General features: G+C 69.4%; 11 protein-coding genes. 6 read left to right on the top strand and 5 right to left on the bottom strand.

Annotated features, from left to right (window positions below; all coding sequences use genetic code 11):
* Positions 1 to 114: 114 nt before the first annotated feature.
* Positions 115 to 1,749 (top strand): glycoside hydrolase family 13 protein, encoded by a 1,635-nt coding sequence (locus CDO52_RS09975; protein ID WP_017617671.1) that lies wholly within the window; start codon positions 115 to 117, stop codon positions 1,747 to 1,749.
* A 153-nt stretch (positions 1,750 to 1,902) separates the two neighbouring features.
* On the opposite strand, the gene lepA is transcribed toward CDO52_RS09975, so the two are convergent.
* On the bottom strand, positions 1,903 to 3,744 hold the full coding sequence (gene lepA, locus CDO52_RS09970) for a translation elongation factor 4 (RefSeq protein WP_026125598.1): 1,842 nt from the start codon (positions 3,742 to 3,744) through the stop codon (positions 1,903 to 1,905).
* A gap of 185 nt (positions 3,745 to 3,929) precedes the next feature.
* On the opposite strand from lepA, the gene CDO52_RS09965 reads away from it, so the two are divergent.
* The 5 genes from CDO52_RS09965 (at position 3,930) to holA (ending at position 11,303) form a co-directional block, all read left to right on the top strand.
* Complete coding sequence (locus CDO52_RS09965) at positions 3,930 to 4,955, top strand: hypothetical protein (RefSeq protein WP_017617669.1); 1,026 nt, start codon at positions 3,930 to 3,932, stop codon at positions 4,953 to 4,955.
* 218 nt (positions 4,956 to 5,173) lie between these two features.
* Positions 5,174 to 5,446 (top strand): 30S ribosomal protein S20, encoded by a 273-nt coding sequence (rpsT, locus tag CDO52_RS09960; RefSeq protein WP_017617668.1) that lies wholly within the window; start codon positions 5,174 to 5,176, stop codon positions 5,444 to 5,446.
* 1,744 nt (positions 5,447 to 7,190) lie between these two features.
* The gene (locus CDO52_RS09955) at positions 7,191 to 7,880 is read left to right on the top strand and encodes a ComEA family DNA-binding protein (protein WP_017617667.1); all 690 of its coding nucleotides are present in this window, start codon (positions 7,191 to 7,193) and stop codon (positions 7,878 to 7,880) included.
* Positions 7,877 to 10,276: a ComEC/Rec2 family competence protein gene (locus tag CDO52_RS09950; RefSeq protein ID WP_017617666.1), complete on the top strand. Its 2,400-nt coding sequence runs from the start codon at positions 7,877 to 7,879 to the stop codon at positions 10,274 to 10,276. The genes CDO52_RS09955 and CDO52_RS09950 overlap by 4 nt, the downstream gene beginning before the upstream one ends.
* A gap of 55 nt (positions 10,277 to 10,331) precedes the next feature.
* Positions 10,332 to 11,303 carry a DNA polymerase III subunit delta gene (gene holA, locus CDO52_RS09945; RefSeq protein WP_017617665.1) on the top strand — a complete coding sequence of 324 codons (972 nt, stop codon included), beginning with the start codon at positions 10,332 to 10,334 and terminating at the stop codon, positions 11,301 to 11,303.
* Positions 11,304 to 11,423: 120 nt separating this feature from the next.
* Here the strand turns inward: holA and CDO52_RS27350 are convergent, their stop codons facing one another.
* From CDO52_RS27350 to hflX, 4 genes are all read right to left on the bottom strand, one after another.
* The gene (locus CDO52_RS27350) at positions 11,424 to 11,825 is read right to left on the bottom strand and encodes a hypothetical protein (protein ID WP_152471535.1); all 402 of its coding nucleotides are present in this window, start codon (positions 11,823 to 11,825) and stop codon (positions 11,424 to 11,426) included.
* Between the two features lie 178 nt (positions 11,826 to 12,003).
* Positions 12,004 to 12,522 carry an alpha/beta hydrolase gene (locus CDO52_RS09940; protein WP_017617664.1) on the bottom strand — a complete coding sequence of 173 codons (519 nt, stop codon included), beginning with the start codon at positions 12,520 to 12,522 and terminating at the stop codon, positions 12,004 to 12,006.
* 41 nt (positions 12,523 to 12,563) lie between these two features.
* On the bottom strand, positions 12,564 to 13,772 hold the full coding sequence (locus CDO52_RS09935) for an amidohydrolase family protein (protein ID WP_026125597.1): 1,209 nt from the start codon (positions 13,770 to 13,772) through the stop codon (positions 12,564 to 12,566).
* Between the two features lie 282 nt (positions 13,773 to 14,054).
* Positions 14,055 to 15,575 (bottom strand): GTPase HflX, encoded by a 1,521-nt coding sequence (gene hflX, locus CDO52_RS09930; RefSeq protein WP_017617662.1) that lies wholly within the window; start codon positions 15,573 to 15,575, stop codon positions 14,055 to 14,057.
* Positions 15,576 to 15,866 lie beyond the last annotated feature (291 nt).

Raw genomic sequence — 15,866 nt, 5'->3', positions numbered from 1 at the left:
GTCTGCTCATCCTTTGCAAGAACCCGGTAATCTTGCGCAAGCCCTTGCAAACCGTTTCGGCGCCGGACCGGGAACCGCCTTCTCCACCGTTCCGGCGATAGAGAGGGAACCCCCATGCCACCGACTCCCCCACCCGGGATCCCCGCTCCTCCCAGCACACGGCCGGACTGGTGGCGCGACGCCGCCATCTACCAGATCTATGTGCGCAGCTTCGCCGACTCCAACGGGGACGGCGAGGGCGACCTGCCGGGCATCCGGCGACGCCTGCCGGAACTCGCCGCGCTCGGCGTCGACGCCGTCTGGCTCACCCCCTTCTACCTCTCCCCCCTCGCCGACGGCGGCTACGACGTGGCCGACTACCGCGAGGTGGACCCGCGCTTCGGCACCCTGGCCGACGTCGACGCCCTCACCGCGACGGCGCACGAGCTCGGCCTGCGGGTGATCATCGACATCGTGCCCAACCACACCTCCGCGGCCCACCGCTGGTTCCGCGCGGCGGTGGCGGCCGAACCCGGAAGTCCCGAGCGGTCCCGCTACATCTTCCGGCCCGGGAAGGGGACCAACGGCGAGGAGCCGCCGAACAACTGGCAGTCGATCTTCGGTGGGCCGGCCTGGACCCGGCTGAAGCGGCCGGACGGCACCCCCGAGGAGTGGTACCTGCACCTCTTCGACGCCGAGCAGCCCGATCTCGACTGGACCTCACCCGAGGTGCGGCAGGAGTTCGAGGACGTGCTGCGGTTCTGGCTGGACCGCGGCGTCGACGGGTTCCGCATCGACGTCGCGCACGGCATGGTCAAGGACCCCGCGCTGCCCGACATCGCCCCCGGGCAGAAGGCCGCGCTGCTCGACGGGGAGACGCGGCTGCCCTACTTCGACCAGGAGGGTGTGCACGAGATCTACCGGCGGTGGCGGAGCATCGTCGACGCCTACCCGGGCGAGCGCGCACTGGTGGCCGAGGCGTGGGTGGACGACGCCCGGCGGGTGGCACGGTACCTGCGCCCCGACGAGCTGCACCAGGCGTTCAACTTCGAGTACCTGACAGCGGACTGGGACGCGGCGGCGCTGCGCTCGGTCGTCGACACATCGCTGGCGGCTAACGGCGCGGTCGGCGCGACGACCACGTGGGTGCTGTCCAACCACGACGTCACCCGGCACGTCACGCGGTTCGGCGACGGCGCCCAGGGCCTGCGGCGCGCCCGCGCCGCTGCGCTGCTCACCTTCGCGCTACCCGGGTCGGTCTACCTGTACCAGGGCGAGGAGCTGGGCCTGCCCGAGGTCGCCGACCTGCCGGAGGACGCGCTGCAGGACCCCACCTGGGAGCGCTCGGGGCGCACTGAGCGCGGACGCGACGGCTGCCGAGTCCCGCTTCCCTGGGAGGGCACCGAGCCCCCGTTCGGATTCGCTCCCGAGGGCACGGAGCCGTGGCTCCCGATGCCCGCAGCGTGGGCGGCATTGACACGCGAGGCCCAGCGGCACAACGCCGACTCGACGCTGGCGCTGTACACCACCGCACTGCGCGAACGCCGCGCACATCCGGCGCTGGGCGATGGGGCACTGGAGTGGGTGGCCTCGCCCGAGGGCGTCCTGGCGTTCCGCCGCGCCCCCGGCTTCGCGTGCGTCGTCAACCTGACCGGTGAACCGGTGGCGTCGCCCGTGCCCGGCGACGTCCTGCTGTCCAGCGGACCGACGGAGACCCACGACGGCTCACTGCTGCTGCCCCCAGACACAGCGGTGTGGCTGCGCATCTGACAGCGGACCGGCCTTTCCCACCGGTGCGGCGAACGCGGTGCTGCCCCGGACCGACGTGCCCGGATTGCACCGTCGCATCGACACAACGGTGCCGGGAGGGCCCGAGGGCCCTCCCGGCACCGTCATTCACGTCGTGTCGTTTCGCGGCGGCGACTACTTCTTCTTCGCGTCCTTCTCGCCGCTGTCGTCGGTGGACAGCGCGGTGATGAAGGCCTCCTGCGGCACCTCGACGCGGCCGACCATCTTCATCCGCTTCTTGCCCTCCTTCTGCTTCTCCAGCAGCTTGCGCTTACGGCTGATGTCACCGCCGTAGCACTTCGAGAGCACGTCCTTGCGGATCGCGCGGATGTTCTCGCGGGCGATGACCCGGGAGCCGATGGCCGCCTGCACCGGCACCTCGTACTGCTGCCGCGGGATGAGCTCGCGCAGCTTCTTGGTCATCTCTGTGCCGTACGCGTAGGCCTTCTCCTTGTGGACGATCGCGGAGAACGCGTCGACGGCCTCGCCCTGCAGCAGGATGTCCACCTTGACCAGGTCGGACATCTGCTCGCCGGACGGCTCGTAGTCGAGCGAGGCATAGCCCTTGGTGCGCGACTTGAGCTGGTCGAAGAAGTCGAACACGATCTCGGCGAGCGGGAGGGTGTAGCGCATCTCCACCCGGTCCTCGGACAGGTAGTCCATGCCCTGGAGGGCGCCGCGGCGGTTCTGGCACAGCTCCATGATCGGGCCGACGAACTCCGCGGGGGCGAGCAGAGTGCCCTTGACGATCGGCTCGTAGACCTCGGCGATCTTGCCCTCGGGGAACTCGCTGGGGTTGGTCACCTCGTGTTCGGTGCCGTCCTCCATGATCACCCGGTAGATGACGTTGGGCGCGGTGGAGATCAGGTCGAGATTGAACTCGCGCTCCAGGCGGGCGCGGGTGATCTCCAGGTGCAGCAGGCCGAGGAAGCCGCAGCGGAAGCCGAAGCCCAGCGCCGCCGACGTCTCCGGTTCGAAGACCAGGGCGGCGTCGTTGAGCTGGAGCTTCTCCAGGGCGTCGCGGAGGACCGGGTAGTCGGTGCCGTCCATCGGGTACAGCCCGGAGAACACCATGGGCTTGGGGTCCCGGTAGCCCTCGAGCATGTCGGTGGCGCCCTTGGCGGCGGAGGTGATGGTGTCACCGACCCGCGACTGCCGGACGTCCTTCACACCGGTGATGATGTAGCCGACCTCGCCGACGCCCAGCCCCTCGATCTTGGTGGGTTCCGGGGCGATGACGCCCACTTCGAGCATCTCGTGGGTGGCGCCCGTGGACATCATCTGGATGCGCTCGCGGGTGCTGAGGCGGCCGTCGACGATCCGGACGTAGGTGACCACGCCGCGGTAGGTGTCGTAGACCGAGTCGAAGATCATCGCTCGGGCGGGGGCGTCGGCGTCGCCCACAGGGGCCGGGATGCGCTGCACGATCTCGTTCAGCAGCTCCTCGACACCGTGACCGGTCTTGGCGCTGACCTTGAGGACGTCGGAGGGTTCGCAGCCGATGATCCCGGCCAGCTCGGCGGCGTACTTGTCGGGCTGGGCGGCCGGGAGGTCGATCTTGTTCAGCACCGGGATGATCGCGAGATCGTTCTCCAGCGCCATGTAGAGGTTGGCCAGGGTCTGCGCCTCGATGCCCTGGGCGGCGTCGACGAGCAGGATCGCGCCCTCGCAGGCCGCCAGCGACCGCGAGACCTCGTAGCTGAAGTCGACGTGGCCGGGGGTGTCGATGAGGTTGAGGACGTAGGTGGTGTCGTCGAGCGCGGTGAAGGGCAGGCGCACGGCCTGCGACTTGATGGTGATGCCGCGTTCGCGCTCGATGTCCATCCGGTCGAGGTACTGCTCGCGCATCTTCCGGTCTTCGACGACGCCGGTCAACTGGAGCATGCGGTCGGCCAGCGTCGACTTGCCATGGTCGATGTGCGCGATGATGCAGAAGTTCCGGATCAGCGCGGGATCGGTCCGATTCGGCTGTGGCACCGTGCTCCGTTCACAAGTCTCGTACGTCGTCTTGAACATGCCGTGGTGGGACATGACGTCCGCGGGCGTAGCGCGCGGGTATCGCCGTCTATGATCCCATGACCCCCGTGGCCCCCTCGCCACGGCGGCGGCAGGGACACCCGGCACACTCAGGCTAAGCGACGACCGGGAAGTGGTGGACATCGGTGAAGTGGCTGCTGACCAGGATCCTCGCGGGGCTGGCCGCCCTCCTCGTGGTCGTGGTGGGAGCGGGCGCACTGCTGGCGGCGCAGTACACGGGGTCACCCGCCGCGTGGGCGGTCTCCACGGGACACAACGCGGCATGGCTGGGTGAGTCCTGGGTGCAGGGGAAGGCGGGCCGTGAGGCATACGCGTCCCTGGCGTCCCGGGTCGAGCGGGGCGGCATCTCGGAGTTGTACGTCTACGTCGGCGAGATCGACGACGACGGGACGCTCGCGCCGGAGGGCTATGCCGCGGCGTCGGAGTTCCTGGCGTGGGCTGAGAAGGAACTGCCCGATGTCCGCGTGCTCGGGTGGATGAACTACACGACCGAGGGGTCCTCACTCGTCCAGGACCGATTCGATGAGGAGCAGCGTGACGCCGTCGCTGCGGCGGCCGGTGCGGTACGGAAGGCGGGGTTCGACGGCGTGCACCTCGCGGTCGCGCCGGTCACCACGAACGACCCGTCGCTGCCGAAGCTGGTGGCGCAGGTGCGTACGGCGATCGGCGCCGACAGTGTGCTGTCGGTGCAGGTGCAGCCCGTGGAGCTCGTCCCGGGCGCCCGGGTGCCGTCGTTCGTCCTGTCGGGCCAGGAGAAGTACTGGTCCAAGGGGTACCTGGCGCGGGTCACCGAGCAGGCCGACATCGTGGTGGTCCCGGGCCACGGCAGCGGGATGCCGCTGTCGTCACTGTACGGCGGCTTCATGGTGCGCGAGGTCGCCGAGACACTCAGCGCACTCGACGGCCCCGACGCCACGGACGAGAGCGAAGAACCGGTCGCGGTCCGGTTCGGGGTACCCGCGTTCGACGACACGACCTGGGGCGAGCCGTCCGGCGCGGAGAGCGTGGAGACCGCCGTCGAGGCGGTGCGGATCGGGCTGACCGACAGCGGTGAGCGGGATAACGTCGGGATGGCCGTCTACCTGCTCGACGACGCCGATGCTCAGGACTGGGACGCCTTCCTCACGGGCTGGGTCGACGTCGAGGGCTGACGGGGCCGGCCGCGAACCCGCCGAGGTGTCGTGACCACTCGTTTCGTGGATGCATAATGGAGTATCCGTGTCTCGGACGTTCCACGTTCGGTTTTGAGCCCTTCGGTTCACATACCTGGCGTTACGGCGTGTCAGGCCACTCCCGCGGATCGGCTGCCCGCGGCGTAGGGTCGGGCCCGGCGGCGCAATGATCAGAATTTACTGGAGCACGTTTTCGCATGGCGAACATCAAGTCGCAGAAGAAGCGCAACCGTCAGAACGAGAAGCGCTACATGCGCAACAAGGCGGTGCGGTCTGAGCTGAAGACCGCCATCCGCAAGTTCCGCGAAGCTGCCGAGGGTGGGAACGTCGATCAGGCCGTCGAGCTGCAGCGCCACGCTGCCCGCAAGCTCGACAAGGCCGTGAGCAAGGGCGTCATCCACAGCAACCAGGCGGCGAACCGCAAGAGCGCGATCGCCAAGCGGGTGGACAAGCTGGAGAAGACCGCCTAGTCGGCACCGGATCTTCCCACGTCGGCCCCCGCCCATGGGCGGGGGCCGACGTGTTGTCATGTCCGAGGCTTACGCACCGTCGACCTCCTCCGCGGGTGATCACACGAACCCCGCGGAGAAGGCGGAGCGAGTGTGTGGGATGCCGTGATCAGCGGGGTCAGGGCATCGGGGGTCTGCTGGGCGGCCTTGTCGGCGGTCGGCCAATCCGGTGTGCTTGGGTGAAAAGCGGCGCCGACGGCGGTGGGGGTTGGGGGCGCCTGTCCCCTGAGAGAGAGGCGGGCCGGGCGAGCGGCAGCGGCCCGCACGGCCAGGTGCCTTCCCGGTGGAGCGGCGGGGCGGCAGCGACGGCGGGTGGGCGGTGGGTGGCCCCGGTCGGCTCGCAGGCGGGCGATGCGGGCGGCCCGGAAGTCGGATTGCGGACCGCCGGGCGCCGGGTATGTCCGGTTTGCCCCACGTTCCCCGCGATGATCATGGGGCTTCTTCCGATTTCTCGCCGTTTTTCGAAAGAATCCCCGTGATCATCGCGGGCAGAGCCCGGCGTCTGCTGGTCGGCCTTGTCTGCGGTCGGCTCCTCCGGTGTTCTGTGGTGAAAAGCGGCGCCGAGGGCGGAGGGGCCGGGCGTGCCGGTCCCCGCCCGGGTGCGGCGGGGCGGGGCCATCGTCGGGGGCATCCACCGCTGGAAGCTTCGCGTTGACGCGGGGGCGGCAGCGACGAGGAGAGGGCTGGGGGCTCCGACCCCCGGCGGTCGGAGCGGGGTGGCCCTAACCCGGGAAGGGTGCTGTCCGGAATCCTTTTGCGCGATGATCATGGCGATTCTTTCGAAAAACGGCGAGAAATCGGAAGAATTCCCATGATCATCGGCGAGAGGGCGCCTCGGCTCCCGCATAGCGGAAGTGTCCTCACGCGAAGCGGAGCAGCGGTATTCGGGCTGGCCCTGGGGGCGGCAACCGGCTCGGCCGGATCCGCGCTCCCACGCCTGCAAGGCGCAGAGAGCGCTTTCCCGCTCCGGGGCACCGTGCGCCCACCCTCCGGACGACCGGCGCCCCCAGCCCCCGCCGCCGTCGGTGCCGCTTTTCACCACCGAACGCCGGAAAGGAAGATCGCCGACAAGGCCGCCCAGCAGACGCTCTGCCCCACACCGCGATCGACCCAGCCCGGCCCCGCCTGCCAGGGGACCGGCGCACCACCGGCTGGTACCCGGTCGCGATGGTTATCCACAATCGCGGGAATCCGTCCTGACATGCCGGAAAGCGGATTTCTAGCGTCAGTCACATGGCGTCTTCTTCTCAATCACGACGTTCGTCCACCGACATCGCTCTACGACGGCTGCGGGCTCTCACCTCCGAGGAGGTGGACACCGCTGCGCCCCTTCCCCTCCCGACAGCGTTCCGCCTGAGGCGGACGGTCCGCCGAACGGCGTCCCGCTGGTCGACGACATCCCCGTGCCTCCCTATGCCGTCGAGGCACCGGATGGCTCCGCTTCCTCCGATGTCCTCGGCTCAGCAGCCGACCAGGACCCGGGACGGACCCCACGTCGGAGCCGAGTGGGTCCGCTGGTCGCCACCGGCGCTCGGCGGACGGCGCTAGACCCGGATCGGACCGACCACCCGGGGAGGCCGACCCCGGGGACGGACCACCGGACGCCGATTCGGACGACCGTCCTCCCCGTGGATACGTCGAAGTCGACGGCTCCCCTCCGCCGCGTTCGCGGCTCTCGACCCTCGCCCGGCTGCTCCCGTCGGGATTGGCCGAGCAGCCACTGCTGAACCGCGGCAGCCTTCAGGCCCTCCTCGTCGTCTGCGCCTGTGCCATCCTCGCAACCGCCTGGTTCCTGCTCCAATCACGCCCCGGCACCACTCCGGCGCCCGAGCTGATCTCCGATCGTGGGCTCGCGCCCTCCCCCAGTGGCACGGCGCCACCCGCCCCCTCGTCAGCCCCGGCCGCTTCGCCCACCGGCGAGGTCACCATCCACGTCGGCGGAAAGGTCGAGAAGCCCGGTGTGTACACCCTGCCCGCAGGCTCCCGGGTGGCCGACGCGATCGAGGCGGCAGGTGGCGTCAGCGCCGACGCCGATGTGGACACCGACACCCTCAACCTCGCCCGGCCCCTCGTCGACGGCGAGCGGGTCCTGGTGGGTATCACGCCCTCCCCCGCAGCGCCCGGACCCAACGGCGCCGCTCCCGACGCAGGTGTACGCGGGATGCCCGGCGGCCCCGGCGCACCGAATACTCAGGTCCCCCTCGACCTGAACACCGCGAGCTCCGAGCAGCTGCAGACGCTTCCGGGAATAGGTCCGGTGCTGGCCGACCGCATTGTGCGCTTCCGCGACACCAACGGCGGCTTCGGCAGCGTGGAGCAGTTACGGGAGGTCAGCGGTATCGGCGAGCGGCGCTTCGCCGATCTACGTGAGCGCGTCCGGGTGGGTGCCCGGTGACCACCCGGCTCGGAACCGACGCCGCCGGAATGGGAACCCCCCGCGACCTGCGGTTGGTCGCTCCGGCCGTGGCCACCTGGGTCACGGCTCTCCCCCTACTGAACGCCCCTCCGTCCACCTCGGTCATCGTCGCGCTCATCACCGGATGCGCCGCACTGCTCCTGCTACCGGTCGTCCGCCACGGGACCGCCGCCGAGACGGTGACCGCCCCTGTGGTCGCGGTACTTGCGTGCGCGTGCGCGGCGGCCCTGGTGGTCGGGGCCAGGGTCACGATGGTGCGGACGAGCCCGGTCGCCGCACTTACCGAGGGCGAGGGGCGGGCCGCCTTCGCTGCTGTCATCACCCGTGACCCGCGTCCCCGCTCCGGTCTCCCCCGGCCGGGGCGTGCCGAGTACGTCATCGAAGCGCGGACCACATGGGTCCGAGTCGGTCGCGATCGCGAGCCGACCCAGGTCCCCGTCGTCCTTCTGGTCTCGGGTGCGGAGTGGCGGCGACTGGTCCCCAGCCAGCAGGTGCGGGCCTCAGGTGTGTTCCTGAGCACCGACGACGCGCTGACGGCGGCGCTCGTTCCCGTGCGCGGACCACCCGAAGAGGCGGCCCCGCCATCCACCGCACACGCCATCGCTGGCCTGGCCCGAGAACGGCTGCGCGGCGCGTCGGAATCCCTGCCCCAGCCCGAACGCGGCCTGCTGCCCGCCCTCCTGGTGGGCGACACCTCCGAGCTGCGCCCCGAGACCGCCGAGGACTTCCGCGCCACCGGGATGACGCACCTGCTCACCGTCTCCGGATCCAACCTCGCCATCATGACCGGTGTCGTTATCGGCCTTTCCCGACGCCTGCACGCGCCCACCTGGTGCACCGTCCTCGGCGGAGCCGCGATGATCGTGGTCTTCGTGCTCCTGGCACGCCCGGAACCGAGCGTCGTCCGGGCCGCGTTCATGGGCGCCATCGCGCTGCTGGCACTGGCTCTGGGACGACGGCATACCGGCCTTGCCGCGCTGAGCGCGGCCGTCATCGGACTCCTGCTGTTCGACCCCGCGCTCGCCGGGTCCTATGGCTTCGCGCTGTCGGCGCTGGCCACGGGCGGAATCCTGCTGCTCGCACCGCGATGGATCCGGTCCTGGTCACAGCGGATGCCCCGGCCCCTCGCCGAAGCGGTGGCGGTGGCACTCGCCGCGCATGTGGCGTGCGCGCCGGTGCTGGTGCTGCTCTCCGAGGAGGTGAGCTGGGTCGCCATCCCCGCGAACGTCGCCGCCGCCCCCATGGTCGGTGCGGCCACCGTTCTCGGCCTGTGCGTGGCCGCGGTAGCCCTGGTCTCCCCTCCCGTGGCGGCGGTCGCGATCGGGGTCCCGGGGCTGGCCGTCGCGTGGATCGCCGCCGTGGCGGAGGCGGGGGCACGTGTCCCGCACGGCACCGTTCCGTGGCGTCCCGATCTCACCGGAGCCCTGGTCCTCGCCGCGCTGATCGCGCTCGCTCTCCTCCTTCGCGGCCGGGCACGTCGGATCGCGGCCATAGTGGCCGTCGCGATCGGCGGCACCGTCGCCCTGGTCCAGTGCGTCGCCCCGCAGTGGCCGCCGCCCGGGTGGGCCGTCACGGCGTGCGACGTGGGACAGGGCGATGCCGTCGTACTCAACGCGGGAGACGGCACCGCGGTACTGGTGGACACCGGCGAGGACGCCGACGCGGTGGACGACTGTCTGGACCGGCTCGGCATCAGAGAGGTGCCCCTGATGGTCCTCACTCATGATCACGCCGACCACGTCGATGCCGCACCGGCCGTGGCGCGCGACCGAACCGTGCACGCCGCCCTCGCTCCCCCGGGCTTCGCCGACAGAACCGTCGGGCGGATGCTCCGGGCCTACGGCGTGCCGCTCCAGGCCGGAGTAGCGGGCCGCACACTGCGCTCTGGGCCATGGCGGCTCGACATCCTCGGACCACGTGACGGTGCTATCGGCAACCTCAACGACCGCAGCGTGGTCGTACGGGCGGAACGCGATCCGCCTCCCGGCTCCGGAGAGGCGCCATTGTCGGTGCTGCTCCCCGGAGACATCGAAGAGTCCGCGCAGTTGTCACTGCTCTCCGCGGGCCCGGCACTGGACGTGGACGTACTCAAGACCCCGCACCACGGATCGGCGACCCAGGATCCGGCATTCTTGCGGGCAACCCGGCCCGTGATCACCCTCACCTCCGTCGGCGCGGACAACACCTACGGCCACCCGGCCCCCGAAACCATGGGCCAGCTGGAGGTCCTGACCGCCGCCAACTACCGCACCGACCTGCACGGCGACATCGCCGTCACCACTGGTCCGGACGGCCTCGCGGTGGCGTGCGAGCGCGGCTGCGACACCACCGGCCCGACACCTGAGTCAGAGCGTCCGCATGGAGATCCACGCTGATACCGCCGGGGCATTTCGGCACCGGGATGTCCTCGCGACGTGGCATGCTGCATGCATGGGATCCACCTCCGTCTCCCCGATCACCGTCGTCGTCGGCGACGAGGAACTCCTCGTCGACCGGGCCGTGGCCGAACTGGTCGCCTCCGTGCGCGCCGACGACCCCGACGTGGACGTCCACGATCTGGTCCCGAGTCAGGTGACAGCCGGAAAACTGGTGGAGTGCACCTCACCCTCGCTGTTCGGTGAACGCCGCATCGTGGTGCTGCGCTCCGCCCAGGACCTCACCAAGGACCTCGCGACCGAGGTGACCGGGTATCTCAAGGCCCCGGCCGACGACGTCATCATGGTGCTGGTCCACGCCGGGGGCGCAAAGGGGAAGGCGCTTCTCGAAGCGGCGGTGAAGGCCGGTGGCAAGCGGATCAACTGCCCGAAGCCGACCAAGGCGAACGAGCGCCTGCAGTTCATCAAGGGCGAGTTCTCCCGAGCCGGACGGCAGATCACAGCGGACGCGGCCCAGTCACTGCTCGACGCGATCGGCAATGACCTGCGCGAACTGGCCGCCGCCTGCACCCAGCTGGTCGCCGACACCGAGGGCCGCGTCGACGCCGCCGCCGTCGCCCGCTACCACACCGGAAAGGCCGAAGCCTCGGGGTTCACCGTCGCCGACCGCGCGGTAGAAGGCCGCCTGCCCGAGGCCCTGGAGCAGCTGCGCTGGTCACTGGCGGTGGGCACCGCCCCCGTGCTCATCAACAGCGCCCTCGCCGGAGCGGTCCGCGGCCTGGCGGTGGCCGCCCAGCCGCCCCGGGGCATGTCCGAGGCCGACCTCGCCAAACGCGCCAAGGTTCCACCGTGGAAACTCAAGACCCTCCGCCAACAGGCCCGCGGCTGGTCCCCTCAGGGCGTGGCCCGCGCCATGGAAGTCATCGCAGAAACCGACGCCCTCATCAAGGGCGCCGGCCGCGACCCGGCCTATGCCCTGGAGCGTGCGGTAATCGAGATCGCCAGCGCCCGGTCCCTCCGTTCCTGATCTGCCACGAAGCGCGCCCCGGGCATCCCTTCTCGACCATCTCCGAGTATCCGGCACCGGACCGCACGTCCGACGCCGGATACCGGATTCCGTGTCCTGCGCATTGTGGTGCGTCCCGCGTCAATCCACGACGTAGAAGCGCTTACACCTGCTTGATGTTCCCTTGGTGGAACACACCTTGAGGTGACTGACTTTGTCAGTGGACTCGTGCATGCCGCACCCCTGCTTCGCCCCGTTGGGGTCTGTGATTTCTCCTGAGTATTTTCCGTCGCGCCAGATTCTCACCTTCAGTGCCCGCCCGTCTTTCCGAGTATCGCATGCCCAGGACTTCTTCCCATTGGTGCTGACACTGCCGTATCCGCATTCTTCCTTCCCGGTGTCACCACACCGGTGCAAGGGGAACTTCTGGTACGCCATAGCCGGCTGGGGCGACAACGCGACCACGGCCAAGGCAACGACGAATGACGCAACCATGAGGGCCAGCATTTTCCTCGAAGAAAAACCAGAGCTACTGCAGTTCACGACCCCTCCTCTATTCTGATCGATTTTCACTGTGGCTGTGCGCCTGACAGTTTGATGATCAATCAGCCGAGATCCGAAGGGCAATACATTTCAATCTCAGTTGAAAACCTTCCAGGGAAGGGACACACGCGTACCTTCTCAACCTGATGCATTGAAGGTGGGACGGGGTGCGGCGGCTCTAAACGAGCGACGCCAGCAGCTGCTTGGCGAACTCCTTCGGGTGCTCGGTGCACCCGACGTGCCCACCGGGGAATTCCACGACCTCGATGCCGAGCAGCTCCCCCAGCCGGGTGGCCGGTCCGTAGAGCGGCACTTGGCCGCGCGAGTCGCGACCCACCGCCGGGACAAGTTTGTGCGGGACACCTTGAAGTGCGGCGACGTCCGGCACGGTTCCCGTGAACGGGCACAGCATATGTTCCAGGAAGACAGGCATGTTGGCGTGCATGCGCGGGGCCATCTCCTGAATCTCGGGCGGGATTTCGGTCGCCTTCTCGGCGGGCCGTTCCCCCAGGCCTTCACTGAAGCGGGCCATGGCCGGACCGGCCCCCTGGGTGCGGAAGGTATCGCGGACCTCGGCGAAGAGGGCGCGGTGGGGAGCAGGATCGTCGAGTAGTTCGACAAGTGGTGGCTCGTGGACGACCACGCGGCGCAGTCGGTCGGGATGGCCGGCCAATAGGTCGAGGGCGACGATGGCCATCGTTCGGCCCGGCCCCGCCTAGGGCCGCGGTTCGGGGACCATCACCTGATGGTCTCGCCGCCGCGCCACACGCGCAGGGTCTTCAGGCCGTAGGACCAGGCGAAGGCGCCCTCGTGGTCGGCGTCCCACTGGACGATGTCGGCGTAGCAGCCCGGGGTGAGAACGCCCCGGTCGGTGAGGCCGAGGGCGAAGGCACCGCCAACAGTGGCGGCCCGCAGTGCCTCCAGGACGCTCATGTTGAACATCGCTATGGCCAGGGCGATCGCCGTGGGCAGTGAGGTCAGGCCCGACTGTCCGGGGTTGTGGTCGGTGCCCAGGCCGACCGGGACACCGTGGTCGAGCAGTGCCCGGACCGGGGGATTGCTGTGCTCGTGCAGCGACGTCGTCGGGCACACCACGACCGGGGTGGTCGTCTTGGCCAGCGCGAGGATGTCCTCCTCGTCGGTCTCGTGCACGAGGTCGACGGACGTGCACTGCAGGTCGGTGGCCAGCCGGACGGCGCCGTGGCGGGGCTTGGCGCAGGCGTGCATGTGGGTCTTGAGGCCTGAGCCCTGGCCCGCCGACAGCAGCCGGTGGGCGTCATCGGCGGTGAACTGCTGGTTGTCGCAGTACACGTCCACGCCGTCGGCCCCGGCCTGGGCTGCGTCGCTGAGCCAGGAGCAGACCGCGTCGACATAGTCGTGCGGACGCCCGAAGTACTCTGGCGGCACAGCGTGCGCGGCGAAGAAGGTGGCGTGCAGCCGGGGCATGCCCGGTTCCTCCTCCAGGGAGCGCAGCAGCCGGATGTCGGAGAGTTCGCCATCACGCGTCAGGTGGTATCCCGTCTTGGCCTCCACGGTGGTGCAGCCCGACAGCACCCAGTGCCGCAGCCGCTCCCGCACCGCGTTGCACAGGGTCCACGGGTCGGTCCCGCGTGTGACGGTCACGGTCGAGGCGACGCCGCCACCGGCTCCGGTGATCTCGGTCTTGGAGGCGCCGCTGGCGCGCATCGTGATCTCGGCGTAGCGGTTGCCCGCGTAGACGGGGTGGCAGTGCGCGTCGATCAGTCCGGGGGTGACCAGTCCGCCACCGAGGTTGTCCACCTCGTCGACGTCGACGATGTCTTCGATGATGCCGGGGAGGCTCTGCGGGAGCTCCGCGGCGGGTCCCACCCACGCGACCCGGTCGTGCTGGATCAGCATGGCGGCGTTGCTGAGGAGGTCGGTCCCGGTCCACAACCGTCCGATGTTCGTGAGCAGTCGCACTGTCATCGTCTCACCGGCCTGCCTTGGGGGTCAGCACCGCGCCGATACGGGCACAAGGGCAGGTCGGAGCATGCGGGAAGACATAAGCGACCTCGATCTCGACTGGTCCGGAGGGGGAGGGAAGAGGAGGCAGCGGGGCCGTCGGCTCACGTTCCTCAAACCGGTGACTCAGAACCGTAGTTCATCGGCGGACCGCGTGTACACCTCTTCCCCGCTTATACATGGCAACGGCGGAACCCCACCTGGGGTTCCGCCGTTGGCGCTCAGGTTGTTCTCAGTCGATTCGTGTCAGCCGACCGGGACGGCGAACTCCTCCAGCTTCCCGGCCAGGAACGCGGGCACGTAGGCGTGCAGGGACGTTCCGTCGCCGGTGTGCTCCTCGGCGACGATCCGGCCCTCCTCGTGAACACGGGAAACCAGGTCGCCCCGCTCGTAGGGGAGCACAACCCGGACTTCCCGGTCGAGCTCCGGCAGCGCCTCCGAGACCGCCTCGATCAGCTCCGACACGCCGTTGCCCGTGCGCGCGGACACCTCGACGGAGCGCGGCTCCCGCGTGCGCAGCTGCTTGAGCACGATCGGGTCGGCGGCGTCGGTCTTGTTGAAGACGATCAGTTCGGGAACGTCCTGGGCGCCGATCTCACCGAACACCTCGCGTACGGAGGCGACCTGCTGCTCGGGATCGGCGTGCGAGGCGTCGACCACGTGCAGGATCAGGTCGGCGTCGGCGACCTCCTCCAGCGTCGAGCGGAACGCCTCGACCAGCTGGTGCGGCAGATGCCGGACGAATCCGACGGTGTCGCTCAGCGTGAACCCGCGGCCGTCGGGCGTACGGGCCTGGCGGACGGTCGGGTCCAGGGTGGCGAACAGCGCGTTCTCGACCAGCACGCCCGCGCCGGTCAGCCGGTTGAGCAGACTCGACTTGCCCGCGTTGGTGTATCCGGCGATGGCCACCGCCGGCACCTGCCGCACCCGGCGCTGGTCGCGCTTGACCTCGCGGGCCGTGCCCATCTGGGAGAGCTGGCGGCGCAGCTTGGCCATCCGGGCGTTGATGCGGCGCCGGTCGGTTTCGATCTTGGTCTCACCGGGGCCGCGCAGGCCGACGCCGCCGTTGCCGCCGGCGCGTCCGCCCGCCTGCCGGGACAGGGAGTCACCCCAGCCGCGCAGGCGCGGCAGCAGGTAGTTGAGCTGGGCGAGTTCGACCTGGGCCTTACCCTCGCGGCTGCGCGCGTGCTGGGCGAAGATGTCGAGGATGAGTGCGGTGCGGTCGATGACCTTCACCTTGACGACGTCCTCCAGCTGGCGCAGCTGGCCGGGGGTGAGTTCTCCGTCGCAGATCAGGGTGTCGGCGCCGGTACTCTCGACGATGTCGCGCAGTTCGCTCGCCTTGCCGCGGCCGACGTAGGTGGCCGGGTCGGGCTTGGGGCGGCGCTGGGTGGCGCCTTCGAGCACCATCGCGCCCGCTGTCTCGGCGAGCTGCTTGAGCTCCATGAGCGAGTTGTCGGCGTCGGCCTGGGTACCGGAGGTCCACACACCGATGAGGACGACCCGCTCCAGGCGCAGGGCACGGTACTCGACTTCGGTGACGTCGGTGAGTTCGGTGGAGAGCCCCGCGACCCGGCGCAGCGCGTGACGGTCGGCAAGCTCCATTTCCCCCTGGTCGGGGGTCGCGGCGTCGTCGGATCCGGTCCCGGAAGCGAGCAGCGCATCGGTATCCAGGTCTCCGACGGCGATCGCGTCACGGCCGCCGTCCATGCCCTGCGCGTGGATACGCGCGGTGGGTGCGGAGCCGTGGTCGTAAGCAGTATTCATATCCCTCCAGCAGGGGCAACGTCCCATGGACGGCGGTTGTTCCCTCGGATAGTGACACGTCGCCCGGGTATTGGCATCTGGTTTTCGCCCGAGGGAGAGTGGCCCATACCACACCCCTTCCCGGACAGTCCGGGAAGAAGCCAAAAAGACGCTGATTTTCGCTGGGAAAGAGTCAATTTTTTCCGTAGAGCGGAAAGTATGGCGATGTGTGAGACGCTCACAACGTTGACCACGCCCAAGCCGAAGAGTAGCGTCATATTCCACATAACAGAAGCAAATTTCGCTTTGTGG

The sequence above is a fragment of the Nocardiopsis gilva YIM 90087 genome, from assembly GCF_002263495.1.
Taxonomy (GTDB): domain Bacteria; phylum Actinomycetota; class Actinomycetes; order Streptosporangiales; family Streptosporangiaceae; genus Nocardiopsis_C; species Nocardiopsis_C gilva.
This window is presented reverse-complemented; position numbering and strand designations above follow the sequence as displayed.

Excerpts from the sequence above, each read along its gene's own strand:
- hflX (WP_017617662.1), bottom strand. The coding sequence starts at position 15,575 with ATGAATACTGCTTACGACCACGGCTCCGCACCCACCGCGCGTATCCAC.
- CDO52_RS09940 (WP_017617664.1), bottom strand. The coding sequence starts at position 12,522 with ATGGCCATCGTCGCCCTCGACCTATTGGCCGGCCATCCCGACCGACTG.
- CDO52_RS09935 (WP_026125597.1), bottom strand. The coding sequence starts at position 13,772 with ATGACAGTGCGACTGCTCACGAACATCGGACGGTTGTGGACCGGGACC.
- rpsT (WP_017617668.1), top strand. The coding sequence starts at position 5,174 with ATGGCGAACATCAAGTCGCAGAAGAAGCGCAACCGTCAGAACGAGAAG.
- holA (WP_017617665.1), top strand. The coding sequence starts at position 10,332 with ATGGGATCCACCTCCGTCTCCCCGATCACCGTCGTCGTCGGCGACGAG.
- CDO52_RS09975 (WP_017617671.1), top strand. The coding sequence starts at position 115 with ATGCCACCGACTCCCCCACCCGGGATCCCCGCTCCTCCCAGCACACGG.